The organism is Rhodococcus sp. EPR-147 (assembly GCF_001647185.1).
Taxonomy (GTDB): Bacteria; Actinomycetota; Actinomycetes; order Mycobacteriales; family Mycobacteriaceae; genus Rhodococcoides.
On record NZ_LVCU01000438.1, the window covers coordinates 1 to 15,106 of the forward strand.

Here is a 15,106-nt window from a genome sequence, read left to right on the forward strand (position 1 = left end):
TTCCGCCAGGAAGCGAGCCACGAGCAGGAGGGCGGCGGACTGCCGTCCTACCCCCACCCGCGCCTGATGCAGGACTTCTGGGAGTTCCCGACGGTATCGATGGGTCTCGGCCCGATGAACGCCATCTACCAGGCCCGCTTCAACCACTATCTCAACGACCGCGGCATCAAGGACACCACCGATCAGCACGTGTGGGCGTACCTCGGCGACGGCGAGATGGACGAGCCGGAATCGCGTGGACTCGCGCACGTGGCCGCTACCGAGGGCCTCGACAACCTCACGTTCGTCGTCAACTGCAACCTGCAGCGCCTCGACGGCCCGGTCCGCGGCAACGGCAAGATCATCCAGGAACTGGAGTCGTTCTTCCGCGGTGCCGGCTGGAACGTCATCAAGGTCGTGTGGGGCCGCGAGTGGGACTCGCTGCTGCACAAGGACCGCGACGGCGCACTGGTGAACCTCATGAACACCACGCCCGACGGCGACTTCCAGACCTACAAGGCCAACGACGGCGGCTACGTCCGCGATCACTTCTTCGGCCGCGATCCGCGCACCAAGGAGCTCGTCAAGGATCTGTCGGACGACGAGATCTGGAACCTCAAGCGCGGCGGCCACGACTACCGCAAGGTGCACGCTGCCTACGCGGCCGCGATGTCGCACAAGGGCCAGCCGACGGTCATCCTGGCGCACACCATCAAGGGCTACACCCTCGGCAAGCACTTCGAGGGCCGTAATGCCACGCACCAGATGAAGAAGCTGACGCTCGACGATCTCAAGACGTTCCGCGATCTCCAGCACATCCCGATCTCCGACGAGGAGCTCGAGAAGGATCCGTACATGCCGCCGTACTACCACCCCGGTGCGGACGCTCCCGAGATCCAGTACATGCTCGATCGTCGCAACAAGCTCGGTGGATTCGTCCCCGAGCGGCGAGTGGACGTCAAGCCGCTGCCGCAGCCGGGCGACGACACGTACAAGACGCTGCGCAAGGGCTCGGGCAAGCAGGAAGTCGCCACCACCATGGCGCTCGTGCGCGTCATGAAAGAGTTGTTGCGAGACAAGGAGATCGGCCACCGAATCGTGCCGATCATCCCCGACGAGGCCCGCACGTTCGGTATGGACTCGTGGTTCCCGTCGCTGAAGATCTACAACCGAAACGGCCAGCTGTACACCTCGGTGGACTCGGAGCTGATGCTCGCCTACAAGGAGAGCTCGGTCGGCCAGATCCTGCACGAGGGCATCAACGAGGCCGGTTCCACGTCCTCGTTCACCGCGGTCGGCACCTCGTACGCCACGCACGGCGAGGTCATGATCCCGCTGTACATCTTCTACTCGATGTTCGGATTCCAGCGCACCGGCGACGGTCTCTGGGCAGCGGCAGACCAGATGGCTCGCGGATTCGTCCTCGGTGCCACAGCGGGTCGCACCACGCTCACCGGTGAGGGTCTGCAGCACGCCGACGGTCACTCGCTACTCCTGGCGTCGACCAACCCGGCGGCCGTGGCCTACGACCCGGCGTTCTCATACGAAATCGCACACATCGTCAAGGACGGTCTGCGACGGATGTACGGCGGCACCGAGGGCGTGGAAGGCTTCGGCGGCGAGAACATCTTCTACTACATCACCCTGTACAACGAGCCGTACGTACAGCCGGCCGAGCCGGAGAACCTCGACGTCGAGGGTCTGCTCAAGGGCATCTACCGGTTCGCAGCTCCGCAGGAGGGCGACGGACCCGAGGCGCAGCTGTTGGCGTCGGGTGTCGGCATGGTGTCGGCCCGCAAGGCCCGTGAGCTGCTGTTCGAGGAGTGGGGCGTGCGCTCGGCCGTGTGGTCGGTGACGTCCTGGGGCGAGCTGCGCCGCGACGGCGTCGACGCCGAGAAGGAGTCGCTGCGCAACCCCGGTGCCGACAAGCGGGTTCCGTTCGTCACCTCGGCGCTGGCCGACGCCAACGGCCCGGTCATCGCATCCTCGGATTGGATGCGCGCTGTTCCGGACCAGATTCGCCAGTGGGTTCCGGGCGATTACGTCACCCTCGGCACCGACGGCTTCGGATTCTCCGATACCCGTCCGGCCGCCCGACGGGTGTTCAACGTCGATGCCGAGTCGATCGTCGTCGCCACGTTGTCCGCTCTGGCGGCGTCCGGTGAGATCGACAAGTCCAAGGCCGTCGAGGCCGCGGAGAAGTACAAGATCGACGACGTCACCGCAGCACCGACGTCGTACGCCGACACCGGTTCGGCGTAGGTTCCACGCCTGTTCGGCCGACCCCCGTCCCATGTCGCGAAGCATGTCCGTCGCGATAGGGGCGGGGGTCGGGCGTAGGTTCTCCTTATGTCCGATGCGAAACCCGACTCACCGGGCAGCGCGTCATCACGCGACGTGTCCCGACGCGACGCCTACCGTGAGGCGTTGCGCGAATCGTTGACCTCGGACAACGAAGTGCACCTTCCGGTCGCCTCACTGGCACCCTCCCGCCAGAAACGCGATCCCCTGCCCGATGCCCTGCTGCGTCGCGTCAAACAGTTCTCCGGCCGACTCTCGACCGAGGCCGTCACCACGATGCAGGGCCAACTGCCGTTCTTCGGTGATCTCGACGCCGCCCAACGTGCCAGCGTCCAGCTGTTGATTCAGACAGCCGTCGACAACTTCCTCGAATGGCTGAAGAACCCCAACAGCGATATTCGCTTCAGCCTCGATGCCTTCCAGGTCATTCCCCAGGACCTTGCCCGACGCCTCACTCTGCGCCAGACAGTGGACATGGTGCGGGTGGCGATGGAGTTCTTCGAGCAGTGGCTCCCGGCGCTGGCACGCAACGATCAGCAGCTGGTGGCCCTGACCGAGGCCGTGTTGCGCTACGGGCGCGAGCTGGGTTTCGCGGCCGCGTCGGTCTACGCCAGCGCAGCCGAATCACGCGGAGCCTGGGACACCCGCCTCGAAGCCCTCGTGGTCGACGCCGTCGTACGCGGAGATACCGGCTCGGACATGCTCTCGCGTGCCGCCACGTTGAACTGGGACGCCACCGCGCCCGCAACGGTGCTGGTGGGCACTCCTCCCGACGATCGAGGCGTCTCGGTCGTCGGAACCGTGCACGCCGTGGCGCAGAAGCACGGTCGCGCCGCACTGGCAGTGGTGCAGGGAACGCGGCTGGTGATGGTGGTCAGCGGTCAGCTCGACGACACTGCCACCCATCGCGCCTTCATCGACGACATGCTGCAGAACTTCTCGGACGGACCCGTCGTCATCGGCCCGACCACCCGCACCCTCGGTGCGGCGCACTCGAGCGCGGTGGAGGCATTCGCGGGGATGCAGGCCGTGGCGGGGTGGCGGGGTGCGCCGCGTCCGGTGCATGCGGGCGAGCTACTGCCCGAACGCGCACTGCTCAACGACGGTGCGGCGATATCGGCGTTGAACGATCACGTGGTCGTTCCGTTGGCCGCGGCAGGTTCGGGACTGGCCGACACCCTCGATGCGTATCTGGACTGTGGCGGAGCGGTGGAAACCTGCGCACGGCAGCTGTTTGTTCATCCAAATACCGTCCGGTATCGGCTCAAGCGCATCGCCGAGGTCACCGGTCGAGACCCCACGCATCCGCGCGACGCATACGTACTCAGGGTTGCGGCAACGGTAGGTAGGTTGGCTCGAACGCATCACGAACCGCCCCATCCTGCCCCATATGTCACACAGGTCACATTCGGAGAAGTAGTCACGTAACGCCGGACCACCCTTCGGCGATAGCGGATCCCCACGAGGCAATTTGTAGGGTTCCCACAAATTGCTTGTCGAGAGTTCATCGAGCGCGACATCACTCATTCGGCACCCGACGGTGTTCTCTTAACCCTGTGATTGCGTTGCTTGCGCCCGGTCAGGGCTCCCAGACTCCCGGCATGCTGCTGCCTTGGCTCGAATTGCCGGGTGCGGCAGACCGACTCGCGTTGTGGTCGAAGGCCTCCGGTCTCGACCTCGTCCGCCTCGGCACCACAGCCACCGCCGAGGAGATCACCGACACCGCAGTGACCCAGCCTCTGGTCGTCGCGTCGGCATTGCTCGCGTTCGAGGAGATCGCATCGCGTGGCCTGTTCCCCGAGGACGCCGTCATCGCCGGACACTCGGTGGGCGAACTCGCCGCCGCTGCGATCGCCGGCGTCATCTCCTCCGACGACGCCGTATCGCTCGCTGCCGTCCGTGGCGCAGCAATGGCCAAGGCCTGCGCGCTCGAGCCGACCGGCATGTCCGCCGTGCTCGGGGGCGACGAAGCTGCTGTTCTGGCCCGCCTCGAAGAGCTGGACCTCGCTCCGGCCAACGTCAACGCTGCAGGTCAGATCGTCGCAGCCGGGCTGCTCACCAAGCTTGCCGAGTTGGCCGAGAGCGCGCCCGAGAAGGCTCGGGTTCGCGCACTACCGGTCGCGGGCGCGTTCCACACCAAGTACATGGCGTCCGCGGGCGACACCGTTGCCGCAGCCGCTGCCGCCATCAGCCCGTCGGAGCCGACGCGGACGTTGCTGTCCAACTCGGACGGTCAGCCGGTCTCCTCTGGTGCCGACGCCCTGAACAAGCTCGCTGCCCAGGTCACTCGCCCCGTGCGATGGGATCTGTGCAACGCCTACCTGCGGACCGCGCAGGTGACCGGACTCGTCGAACTGCCCCCGGCAGGCGCACTTGTCGGTATCGCCAAACGCGAACTGCGCGGCGTCGCCAACCTCGGCCTGAAGACACCGGCGGACATTTCCGCAATGGCCGAGCTCGGTTAGCTCGTCCCACACACTTCGCAGTCACAGCACTGCGGCTCGCACTTCCACTCCCCGAGTGGCAGAAATGCACAATCGCGTCTCGAAGCACATGACTTCGGCGTTCTACACAGAAGAGAAGGGAGCCACAACAGTGGCCAGCCAGGAAGACCTCATCGCCGGACTTGCAGAGATCATCGAGGAGGTCACGGGCATCGAACCGTCCGAGGTGACCATCGAGAAGTCCTTCGTGGACGACCTCGACATCGACTCACTCTCCATGGTCGAGATCGCAGTGCAGACCGAGGACAAGTACGGCGTGAAGATCCCCGACGAGGACCTCGCAGGTCTGCGCACCGTCGGCGACGCCGTGAACTACATCCAGAAGCTCGAAGCGGAGAACCCCGAAGCCGCAGAAGCTATCAAGGCCAAGCTCGACGACTCCGCGAGCGAGTGACACGGCCCATGACCAACCCATCCACCGCCAACGGACGCTTCCCCAGTGTCGTCGTCACCAGCCTCGCTGCGACCACGTCACTCGCGGGTGACGTCGATGCCACGTGGAAGGGTCTGCTGAACGGCGACAGCGGAATCGCAACGCTGGAAGACGATTTCGTCGCCGAGTACGATCTGCCCGTGCGGATCGGCGGCCACCTCGCGGTGAACCCGCAGAGCCTGCTCTCGCGGGTCGAGATTCGTCGCCTGAGCTATGTGGAGCAGCTGGCCACCGTTCTCGGTCGTGAGGTCTGGAAGAACGCCGGGACTCCCGACGTCGATCCCCTCCGCCTCGGCGTGTCTATCGGTACCGGCCTCGGTGGCGGCGATTCTCTGATCGACGCCAACGACAAGATGAAGGCCGGTGGTTACCGCAAGGTGTCTCCGCTCGCCGTTCAGATGGTCATGCCGAACGGCCCTGCAGCGGTCGTCGGACTCGAGCTCAAAGCACAGGCCGGTGTCATCACTCCCGTCTCCGCCTGCTCCTCGGGATCGGAAGCCATCGCACACGCGTGGCGGATGATCGTGATGGGCGACGCGGACATGGTCGTCACCGGCGGCGTCGAGGGTTACATCGACGCGGTTCCGATCGCCAGCTTCTCCATGATGCGGGCGATGAGCACCAACAACGACAACCCGAAGGGTGCGTCACGTCCGTTCGACAAGGATCGTGACGGCTTCGTCTTCGGTGAAGCGGGTGCGCTCATGGTCATCGAGACCGAGGAGCACGCCAAGGCACGCGGCGCAACGATCCACGCCCGCCTGCTCGGTGCCGGAATCACCTCCGACGGGTTCCACCTCGTGGCTCCCGACCCGGAGGGCACGGGTGCCGCGCGCGCCATGAAGCGTGCAATCGAGACCGCAGGACTGCAGAAGTCCGACATCACCCACGTGAACGCCCACGCAACGGCAACTCCCATCGGAGACACCGCCGAAGCGCTCGCGATCAACAAGGCCGTCGGAAATCACGCAGCCGTGTACGCACCGAAATCCGCTCTCGGCCACTCGATCGGTGCCGTCGGCGCTCTCGAATCGGTTCTGACGGTGCTGGCAGTGCGTGAGGGAATCATCCCTCCCACACTGAATTTGGAGAATCAAGATCCCCAGATCGATCTCGACGTCGTCAAGGGCGAGCCCCGCGTCGGACAGATCGATTACGCGATCAACAACTCGTTCGGATTCGGTGGGCACAACGTAGCGCTCGCCTTCGGAAAGGCGTGATGCACTGAGTCTTTCTTTCGACTCAGCGAATCCCGCTCTCGCAGTGCATGATCCGGGCTGGGGCCGTTCCCAGTGAACGGCCCCGGTTCGGGCCTCGCCCCCCAGGGGCCCTGAAGAAGGACAAGCGATGACCATTCTGGCCCCCGTCACACGATCCGGTACCTCCACCGATCCCCGCGATCCACTCGCCCGCCTCGAGAATCTGTTCGACGCCGGAACCACTGTGCCCCTGCACGATCGGGACAAGTCCGGCATCCTCGCAGCGTCCGGCGAGATCGACGGCGTCCACACCATCGCGTATTGCTCCGACGCCACCGTCATGGGCGGTGCCATGGGCGTCGACGGCTGCAAGCACATCGTCGCCGCCATCGACACGGCCATCGAGCAGCGCGCTCCGATCGTCGGCGTCTGGCATTCCGGCGGCGCGCGCCTCGCCGAGGGCGTCGAAGCCCTCCATGCCGTCGGGCTCGTCTTCGAGGCCATGGTTCGCGCATCCGGCCTCGTCCCCCAAGTTTCCGTCGTCCTCGGCTTCGCAGCCGGCGGCGCCGCCTACGGTCCTGCGCTGACCGACGTCGTCATCATGGCTCCCGAGGGACGCGTGTTCGTCACCGGTCCCGACGTCGTCCGCAGCGTCACCGGTGAGCAGGTCGACATGGCCTCGCTCGGCGGCCCCGACACCCACCACAAGAAGTCCGGCGTGTGCCACATCGTCGCCGACAGCGAGATGGACGCGTTCACCCGCGCCCGCCGTCTGGTGTCCATGTTCTGCGAGCAGGGCGAATTCGACATCGCCGCCGCCGAGCACGGCGACACCGACCTCCGAGCGCTGATGCCCGAATCCAACCGTCGCGCATACGATGTGCACCCGATCGTGCACGAGCTGCTGGACAACGTCGAAGGGGAATCGACCTTCGAGGAGTTCCAGGGCGGCTGGGCCCGCAGCATTGTCATCGGCCTCGGACGCATCAGCGGCCGCACCGTCGGCGTCATCGCCAACAACCCCATTCGTCTCGGCGGTTGCCTCAACTCCGAAAGTGCCGAGAAGGCAGCCCGTTTCGTGCGACTGTGCGACGCATTCGGCATCCCACTGATCGTGGTCGTCGACGTTCCCGGGTACCTCCCCGGCGTCAGCATGGAATGGGAGGGCGTCGTCCGTCGCGGAGCAAAGCTGTTGCACGCCTTCGCCGAAGCCACGGTCCCCCGCGTCACCCTGGTGACCCGCAAGATCTACGGCGGCGCGTACATCGCGATGAACGCCCGTGCACTCGGTGCTACCGCGGTCTACGCCTGGCCCGGCTCCGAGGTCGCCGTGATGGGCGCGAAGGCCGCCGTCGGCATCCTGCACAAGAAGGCACTCGCAGCCGCTCCCGAGGAGGAGCGTGAGGCATTGCACGATCGCCTCACCGTCGAGCACGAAAGCATCGCCGGTGGCGTCGAGCGTGCCGTCGCCATCGGAGTCGTCGACGAGGTTATCGAACCGAGCAAGACCCGCAGCACGGTCGCCAAGGCTCTCGCGGCCGCCCCTGCGGCACGCGGCAACCACAAGAACATTCCGCTCTGATCGTCACGGGGTGCCCCGCCGCCTCGTGTGGTGTCACCCCCGGCCCCGGTTGGGATCAATGCGACTCCGAGGCGCTCCGTGTGCAACAAAGCCACATTCATCCGGAACCGAACGGGCCGCACAACGGACGGGCGAACTCCGGCGTCAGCTCTCGATCCACTTGTGGTCGTGAGCCAGTCGCAGCATTGCCGATCGGATGTCGAGGATCTGCGCTGCGGTGACAGTTCCGTTGGCTGTCAGCAGTGCCTCGGTCACTTCGGCGGTGAAGTCCGCCTCGGAGAGCACGTCGCAGATGACGTCCTCGAGTTGCTCGCGTTCGCTGATCGGAACGTCGTGGAACGGCACGTCGGGCTTGCGCCGGGTGACCAGCGCGGTCGACGCGGGAGTGTCGATGATCTGCACCTGGGTGGCCTTGAGGCCTCGATCGCCTTCGACGGCAACGTATTCGACGCGAACCCCCGGTGCCAACAGTCGTTTGTCGAAGTCCAGATCGTTGACGTGAATGAACACGTCCTCGCCGCCCTCGTCCGGCGCTACGAATCCGTACCCCTTGAACTCGTCGAATCGAATCACTTTTCCGGTCGACAACATCGAACTCACCACTCCACGGTCGTTCCCACATGCCTACCCCAGGCACGGACGCAAACTACCGCGAGCCAGAACCCCCAGCAACCCCTAGCCGACGTTGCGACTCAGCCACGTCACTTCGGCTCCGGCCCCGCCGGTTCGGTACGGCTCGAGGGCTGCGTCCCAGTCCGATCCGAGAGCCTGCTCGACGGCCGCGGTGAAGTTGCCCTGGTTGTTCTCCATCAGGGCGCGCAGCCGCATCTCGCCGAGCATCACGTCCCCGTTCGCGCTCGTCGTTCCGCGCCACAGCCCCAAACCGGGCACGTGGGAGAACCGTTCGCCGTCCACGCCTTCGCTGGCGTCCTCGGTCACCTCGAACCGCAGCATCTGCCACGAGCGCAGGATGCCGGCCAGCTTTGCTCCGGTGCCGACGGGGCCGACCCAGTCGGTGGTGGCGCGCAGCTGCCCATCGGAGGCGGGCTGCGCAGACCACTTCAAGTTCGCACGGCAATCGAGGGCGTCGGTCAACGCCCATTCGACATGCGGGCACAACGCAGCGGGCGACGAGTGGATGTACACAACACCCGACGTCGCTTCTGCGAATTGATTCGATCCACGCATTGCACTACCTCCAGCTTCGACGAGGGACGTCTTCCCCAACGACCTCGACATGCTTCGGCTGGCTGCAGTGAATCAATGCGTCTGTGTACTAGTGTGCCCCGAGTTGCCCCTGTTGCGCCAGTGCAATCTGTGAACGATGGAGTTTCACCCGGCCAGCACTGCGTCGGAGAGCTCCGGCCACAGCGGTTTCGCCCAGTCTCCGAAGGCTCGATCGGTCAACACCACACACGCGGTCCGTACGGCCGGATCGACCCACAGGAACGTTCCGGCCTGCCCGAAGTGGCCGAACGTGGCCGACGAGTTGGCGCTCCCGGTCCAGTGCGGGCTCTTGCCGTCGCGCAGCTCGAACCCGAGTCCCCAGTCGCAGGGCTTGTGCGATCCGTATCCGGGCACGATCCCGTTCAGGCCGGGAAACTGTACTTCGGTCGCCGACGCGAGTGTCTGCGACGCCAGCAGCGTCGGTGCCAACAGCTCCGCCGCGAACCTCGTCAGATCGGCGAGGGTCGAGCTGGCCCCGTGGCCCGCCGATCCCGGCAACGACGTGTTCGTCATCTGCAGCGGCCGACACACGGCCTCGTCCAAGTAGTCGGGGAAGTCAATGCCTGCCTCGGTTTCGATCAGCTCGGCCAGCACCTCGAACCCGGCGCTCGAGTAGATCCGCTTGGTACCGGCCGGTGCCTGGACTGTGCGGTCGCCGAACGCCAGTCCCGACGCGTGTGCGAGGAGGTGTCGAACTGTCGACCCTTCCGGTCCTGCGGGCTGATCGAGCTCCACCGCACCTTCCTCGACGGCGACGAGAACGGCGTACGCACTGAGCAGCTTGGTGACCGAGGCCAGCTCGTAGACGCGATCGGTGTCCCCGACCTCCTCACGAACTCCGGAGTCGGTGACGACTGCTGCACTGACATGGTCGACGGGCCAGGAGGCCGTGAGATCGAGGGTGGTCACGACTCACGAGCCTAATTGTCGGTCGACGACGGTGCCCCGGTCCCCCGCCGGGCTACGCTCGCAGCACATGAGTGGGAGGAATGCGATGTCGGTTGTGTATGGATCGTGCAATCTGTGCGAAGCGATCTGTGGGCTCGAGTTCACGGTGGAGAACGATGCGGTGACGGCTATCCGCGGTGACGAGAAGGATCCGCTCTCACGCGGCCACATCTGCCCCAAGGCGCTGTCGCTGATCGATCTGCACGCCGATACCGATCGACTCACCACACCGGTCAAACGTGTGGGCGAGAAATGGGAGAAGATCGGCTGGGACGAGGCATACGACCTCGTGATCGACGGTTTGGTCTCGACGCGTGAGAAGTACGGCCGCAACGCGGTCGGGATCTATCAGGGAAATCCCAACGTCCACTCGATGGGCGCGATGACCCACGGCATTCCGTTCACCTCGCTGCTGCGTACGCGCAACCGATACTCCGCCACCTCCCTGGATCAGTTGCCGCACCAACTCGTCGACCATCTTCTCTACGGGCATCAGTTGCTACTGCCGATCCCGGACATCGATCGAACCGACTTCTTCCTCGTACTCGGCGGTAATCCGATGGCCTCGAACGGCAGCATGATGACCGTGCCCGATTTCGCCAAGAGGGCGCGGGCACTGCGCAAACGGGGCGGCCGCATGGTCGTGATCGATCCGCGCAAGACCGAGACCGCTGATATCGCAGACACCCACTTCTTCGTTCGGCCCGGCAGCGACGCACTGCTGCTGCTCGCGATGATTCACACGATCGTGGCCGACGGCACGGTGACCGTGGCCGACTACGTCGACGGTGCCGATCGACTCGCGGATCTCGTCGCCGAGTTCGCACCGGAATCCGTCGCTCCGGTCGTCGGGATTGCTGCGGAAGAGATCTCGGCCCTGGCACGTGATTTCGCCTCGGCGAAGTCCGCGGTGGCATACGGCCGAATGGGGGTCTCGACTCAGCAGTTCGGCACCGTGTGCCAGTGGGCGATTCAGGTACTGAACATCATCACGGGCAATCTCGACCGCCCCGGCGGTGCCATGGTGACCGATCCCGCGATCGATCTGATCAAGCAGGGCATCGTCGGCCGCGGCCATTTCGACAAGTGGCGCAGTCGCGTTCGCGACCTGCCCGAGTTCGCAGGCGAATACCCCTGTTCGACGCTCGTCGACGAGATCACCACCGAGGGCAAGGACCAGATCCGTGCGATGGCGGTCCTGTCCGGCAATCCGGTGTTGTCGATGCCCGGCGGCACCACCCTGAACGACGCGTTCGCGGGTCTCGATTTCATGGTGTCGTTCGACTTCTACATCAACGAGACATCGCGTCACGCACACGTGATTCTGCCGCCGACGATGTCGCTCGAACGCGACCACTACGACCTGATCTTCAACTCCTTCGCCGTTCACAACACGGCGAAGTACATGCCTGCAGTGCTGCCCAAGCAAGCCGACGCCAAGCACGATTGGGAGATCTTCCGTGATCTGTCGCTGCGCTACAAGACCCGTATGGCCGGTTCGACGGTCGGTCGGTTGAAGTCACGAGTGACTCCGAAGAACATCATCGGCGAAGCCCGGCTGCGCCTGTCCCCCGCCCGCACACTGGACATCCTGCTCCGGAGTCAACGAAAAGGACTGTCGCTGAAGAAACTTCGAGCCAACCCACACGGTGTCGATCTCGGACCATTGCGTCCCGGCTTCCCACAGAAGTTGAAGACGCGGGACAAGCGGGTACAACTGATTCAGGACACCGTTGTTGCCGAGCTCCCCGCGTTGGTGGATCTGATGCATTCCAGCGCAGTTCCATCCGGCGATGAACTGCTGATGATCGGTCGGCGACACCTGCGCAGCAACAACTCGTGGATGCACAACACCGCCCGGCTCACCAAAGGCAAAGCGCGACATCAGCTTCTGGCGCATCCTGAGGATCTCGCGAATCGCGGTATCGAGGACGGTTCGATGGTGTCGGTCACCTCCGCCGCCGGAACCGTCGACATCGAGGTAGCGGCGTCGGAGAAGATGATGCCGGGCGTGGTGAGCATGCCGCACGGATTCGGACATCAGCGCCCCGGCGTGCAGTTGTCCGTTGCCACGACGGTGCAGGGGCCGAGCGTCAACGACATCACCGACCCCAATCGCGTCGACGCCGTCTCGGCCAATGCGATCCTCAACGGTGTCCCGGTGCAGGTCCGAGCGAAATAGCTGCCCCGATGCACCGTCGAGGCGACGCGATTCTGTACGATTCTGCAGGCTCGTACCTGGTACGGGCATGGGGCGGTAGCTCAGTCGGTTAGAGCCGTGGACTCATAATCCATTGGTCGCGGGTTCGAGCCCCGCCCGCCCCACACCCGATCGGCCTCCCTGTCAGGTCGGTGAGCCCTGGCGATTGCGTACATACCCAGCCTGACCCTGCCCGAAGATACAGCGACACAGGGCGACTCGGACCCATCAGCAATTCTGGCGTGCACGCCGCGGATCGAGGCTGTTGCACTGCATTGCCATTCCCAGTGGTTCGGATCACTGAATCGATGACGCCATGCGAATCACAGCTGCGTCGGTTCCGTGGCCAGCGATTTCGGTGCTGATCTCTGCTGACGATGCGACCGATGAAGGCTCGAAGGTGCAGACTTTCGACGGCCGATACGCCTCGATGACCATCGACACCCGTTCCCAACATCCTTCGAATTCAAAATTTCGCTCGACCAGACCAGTTCGCCGAGCAACTACCGAGGAGAAGACACCATGCGGTACCAACACCGAGGTTCGTCCCCGTCCGTGTCCGAGCATGCGTGGGTTGCGCCGACGGCAGTGTTGGTGGGCAACGTTGTCGTCGGCGCGGGGTCGCGGATTCTGCACGGTGCGATCCTGACGGCCGAGGATGGTCAGGAAACTATCGGTGAGAATGTGGTCGTGATGGAGAACGCCGTCGTCAAGGGACGCGCGAAGTACCCCACGATCGTCGGTGACAGTGTGTTGATCGGCCCGCACGCGCACGTCAATGGCACCGTCATCGGTCGGGAGTCGTTCATCGCCACCGGTGCGTCGACGTTTCCCGGGTCGATCGTCGAGGCAGGGTCGGAGGTCCGAATCAACGCAGTGCTCCAGGTCGATTCGAGGCTTGCCGCCGGGTCGGTCCTCCCCATCGGGTGGGTTGCCGTGGGAAATCCGGCCAGCATGTTTCCGGCAAACAGCCACGACGAAATCTGGGCCATCCAGCAAACTCTGGACTTTCCGGGAACGGTGTACGACGCGTCGCACGGCGACGGTATGCAGGACATCATGCAGTCGCAGTCGTCCTTCTACGGCGAGCACGCCTCGGACTCCGTTGTTCCGGAGTGACGTTGTAGACCTGACTTCGGTGTACCCGACGCGCCCGCGTCCCGCGAGTCGTGTTCTTGTCGTGTGTGGCGTTGCTTACTGACCAGTAATTTTTTGCTCTCGGCAATTCCCGTCGGTTTACCCTTGGCCAGGTGGACGCACGTGGAAGCGAGGGTGTGCCACGGATCGTTACTGCGCAGCAGATCGTCGCCGCTATCCCACTTCCTGCGCTCGTTCATGACACCAGTTTTCACATCCTGGCCGTCAATACCGCGTGCCGAAAGTCGGCGAACCTATCCCGCACGTACAGCGACACCCGTGATGTCTTCGCCTTCGTGCACCCAACGGAGCATGCGGAGATCCGGGCCGTATCAGAGAATCTACTGACCGACTTCGCCCGAACAGGGGAATCGTCGCAGACACCGGTCGCCGCGATGCGACGGCTCCACCAAGACGACGACGTGTCGGTGTCGTGCTGGACGCACACCGGACTCGCGGTGTTCGACGGCGTGCCTCTCATCGTCGTTGCCCTGGATCTTGCGAATCCTATTGTCAGTGAGGCACGAACGTGGCGTGAGCGCGCAGAACGCGACGACCTGACCGGGCTGTACCGTCGCAACGTTGCGGTCTCGGTCATCGACGATTGGCTTGCAGCCGGCGACGAAGTAATGGTGATGTTCGCCGATGTCGATCACTTCAAGCAGGTCAACGACGGCTACGGCCATGCGGCCGGAGACGCAGTCCTGTCCGCGATCGCAGACCGACTTCACGCCCTGTCGCATGACGACAGAATCGTCTGCCGGTATGCGGGTGATGAGTTCCTGATCGCGTCCCGCCCATCCGTGTGGGCTCACGGAGGCTTCGTCTGGCAGTTCGACGAACAGCGTTATCTAGCCGACTACATCGCCGCGGCGGCGGGGGCAGCAACGCACCTCCTTGGAATCGATGGGCATGAGCGTGTATCGATCAGCACAGGTGCAGCAAGGCGACGACCCGCCGATTCGGCCGCGACGCTGATTAATCGGGCCGATACCGCGATGTATCGGAACAAGGCACATCGCGTGCGGGAGCGATGAGTTCGGCGGTCGGGCAGCTCAGATTATGCGCGAACCGAAGTGGGTGCCGACGCAGTGGCGCAACGTTGCGGCTACCGACACGCCGCCTTCGAGTGTCCGGTCGCACGAGTCATCGGCTTCCCACCCGACGGTACAACCGTGACGAATACACCAGCAGCACAGCAGCATTCGCCCCGAACCACACCCACGTGAGAAACGCCGCCACCACGCCGGTGACGAAGAAGCCCAGTACCAGTGCCACGACCCAGGCGAGGACGAAGGCAACAATCGTGACGACTGCCGCGACTGCGTACCGCCCCGGGGACTGCCGGACCGTAGCCGACGCTGCGCGGAACGTATGTCGTTGCCCGTCGGCCACGGCCGGAAGTACCAGCAGCACAACCAGAATCACGACGACCGGAAGTAGCGGGAACAGAATTGCCAGCGCAACGGCCACCAGAGTCGAGACCACACACCACACCAGGACTCGCGGCCGCCGCCATGCCCGACCCAGCGCACCGTGGACGTTGCCGTCCACCACATCGAGTGCCGTCGATGCGGTGATCCACAGGGCGACCAC

The 15,106-nt window shown here is 64.6% G+C and carries 13 protein-coding genes and 1 tRNA gene; 10 read left to right on the top strand and 4 right to left on the bottom strand.

The window, feature by feature from the left end:
• From aceE to A2J02_RS19135, 6 genes are all read left to right on the top strand, one after another.
• Positions 1–2,241, top strand: a 2,241-nt coding sequence (gene aceE, locus A2J02_RS19110; protein ID WP_068052244.1) for a pyruvate dehydrogenase (acetyl-transferring), homodimeric type, incomplete at its 5' end; no start/stop codon positions are given.
• Between the two features lie 87 nt (positions 2,242–2,328).
• Positions 2,329–3,708, top strand: coding sequence for a PucR family transcriptional regulator (locus A2J02_RS19115; RefSeq protein ID WP_231893914.1), 1,380 nt, complete (start codon positions 2,329–2,331; stop codon positions 3,706–3,708).
• A gap of 128 nt (positions 3,709–3,836) precedes the next feature.
• The gene (locus tag A2J02_RS19120) at positions 3,837–4,745 is read left to right on the top strand and encodes an ACP S-malonyltransferase (protein WP_068052247.1); all 909 of its coding nucleotides are present in this window, start codon (positions 3,837–3,839) and stop codon (positions 4,743–4,745) included.
• Positions 4,746–4,833: 88 nt separating this feature from the next.
• Positions 4,834–5,178 (top strand): meromycolate extension acyl carrier protein AcpM, encoded by a 345-nt coding sequence (acpM, locus tag A2J02_RS19125; RefSeq protein WP_045199610.1) that lies wholly within the window; start codon positions 4,834–4,836, stop codon positions 5,176–5,178.
• An 8-nt stretch (positions 5,179–5,186) separates the two neighbouring features.
• On the top strand, positions 5,187–6,437 hold the full coding sequence (locus tag A2J02_RS19130) for a KasA/KasB family beta-ketoacyl-ACP synthase (protein WP_068052249.1): 1,251 nt from the start codon (positions 5,187–5,189) through the stop codon (positions 6,435–6,437).
• 127 nt (positions 6,438–6,564) lie between these two features.
• On the top strand, positions 6,565–7,998 hold the full coding sequence (locus A2J02_RS19135) for an acyl-CoA carboxylase subunit beta (RefSeq protein ID WP_068052252.1): 1,434 nt from the start codon (positions 6,565–6,567) through the stop codon (positions 7,996–7,998).
• Between the two features lie 144 nt (positions 7,999–8,142).
• Here A2J02_RS19135 and A2J02_RS19140 read toward each other — a convergent pair whose 3' ends face one another.
• The 3 genes from A2J02_RS19140 to A2J02_RS19150 form a co-directional block, all read right to left on the bottom strand.
• On the bottom strand, positions 8,143–8,589 hold the full coding sequence (locus A2J02_RS19140; RefSeq protein WP_068052255.1) for a cold-shock protein: 447 nt from the start codon (positions 8,587–8,589) through the stop codon (positions 8,143–8,145).
• Between the two features lie 84 nt (positions 8,590–8,673).
• Positions 8,674–9,186: a DUF3145 domain-containing protein gene (locus A2J02_RS19145; RefSeq protein ID WP_068052258.1), complete on the bottom strand. Its 513-nt coding sequence runs from the start codon at positions 9,184–9,186 to the stop codon at positions 8,674–8,676.
• A 144-nt stretch (positions 9,187–9,330) separates the two neighbouring features.
• On the bottom strand, positions 9,331–10,134 hold the full coding sequence (locus tag A2J02_RS19150; protein WP_068052261.1) for a serine hydrolase domain-containing protein: 804 nt from the start codon (positions 10,132–10,134) through the stop codon (positions 9,331–9,333).
• A gap of 85 nt (positions 10,135–10,219) precedes the next feature.
• On the opposite strand from A2J02_RS19150, the gene A2J02_RS19155 reads away from it, so the two are divergent.
• From A2J02_RS19155 to A2J02_RS28370, 4 genes are all read left to right on the top strand, one after another.
• Positions 10,220–12,355: a molybdopterin-dependent oxidoreductase gene (locus tag A2J02_RS19155; protein WP_068052265.1), complete on the top strand. Its 2,136-nt coding sequence runs from the start codon at positions 10,220–10,222 to the stop codon at positions 12,353–12,355.
• A gap of 69 nt (positions 12,356–12,424) precedes the next feature.
• Positions 12,425–12,498: transfer RNA gene (locus A2J02_RS19160), tRNA-Ile, on the top strand.
• Positions 12,499–12,928: 430 nt separating this feature from the next.
• Positions 12,929–13,492 (top strand): gamma carbonic anhydrase family protein, encoded by a 564-nt coding sequence (locus A2J02_RS19165; protein WP_231893915.1) that lies wholly within the window; start codon positions 12,929–12,931, stop codon positions 13,490–13,492.
• A 476-nt stretch (positions 13,493–13,968) separates the two neighbouring features.
• Positions 13,969–14,547, top strand: coding sequence for a GGDEF domain-containing protein (locus tag A2J02_RS28370; protein WP_197478069.1), 579 nt, complete (start codon positions 13,969–13,971; stop codon positions 14,545–14,547).
• A gap of 109 nt (positions 14,548–14,656) precedes the next feature.
• Here the strand turns inward: A2J02_RS28370 and A2J02_RS28375 are convergent.
• Positions 14,657–15,106 (bottom strand): hypothetical protein (locus A2J02_RS28375; protein ID WP_197478070.1); only part of this gene is annotated, 450 nt, incomplete at its 5' end.

Excerpts from the sequence above, each read along its gene's own strand:
- A2J02_RS19130 (WP_068052249.1), top strand. The coding sequence starts at position 5,187 with ATGACCAACCCATCCACCGCCAACGGACGCTTCCCCAGTGTCGTCGTC.
- acpM (WP_045199610.1), top strand. The coding sequence starts at position 4,834 with ATGACTTCGGCGTTCTACACAGAAGAGAAGGGAGCCACAACAGTGGCC.
- A2J02_RS19155 (WP_068052265.1), top strand. The coding sequence starts at position 10,220 with ATGTCGGTTGTGTATGGATCGTGCAATCTGTGCGAAGCGATCTGTGGG.
- A2J02_RS19115 (WP_231893914.1), top strand. The coding sequence starts at position 2,329 with ATGTCCGATGCGAAACCCGACTCACCGGGCAGCGCGTCATCACGCGAC.
- A2J02_RS19145 (WP_068052258.1), bottom strand. The coding sequence starts at position 9,186 with ATGCGTGGATCGAATCAATTCGCAGAAGCGACGTCGGGTGTTGTGTAC.
- A2J02_RS19140 (WP_068052255.1), bottom strand. The coding sequence starts at position 8,589 with ATGTTGTCGACCGGAAAAGTGATTCGATTCGACGAGTTCAAGGGGTAC.
- A2J02_RS19135 (WP_068052252.1), top strand. The coding sequence starts at position 6,565 with ATGACCATTCTGGCCCCCGTCACACGATCCGGTACCTCCACCGATCCC.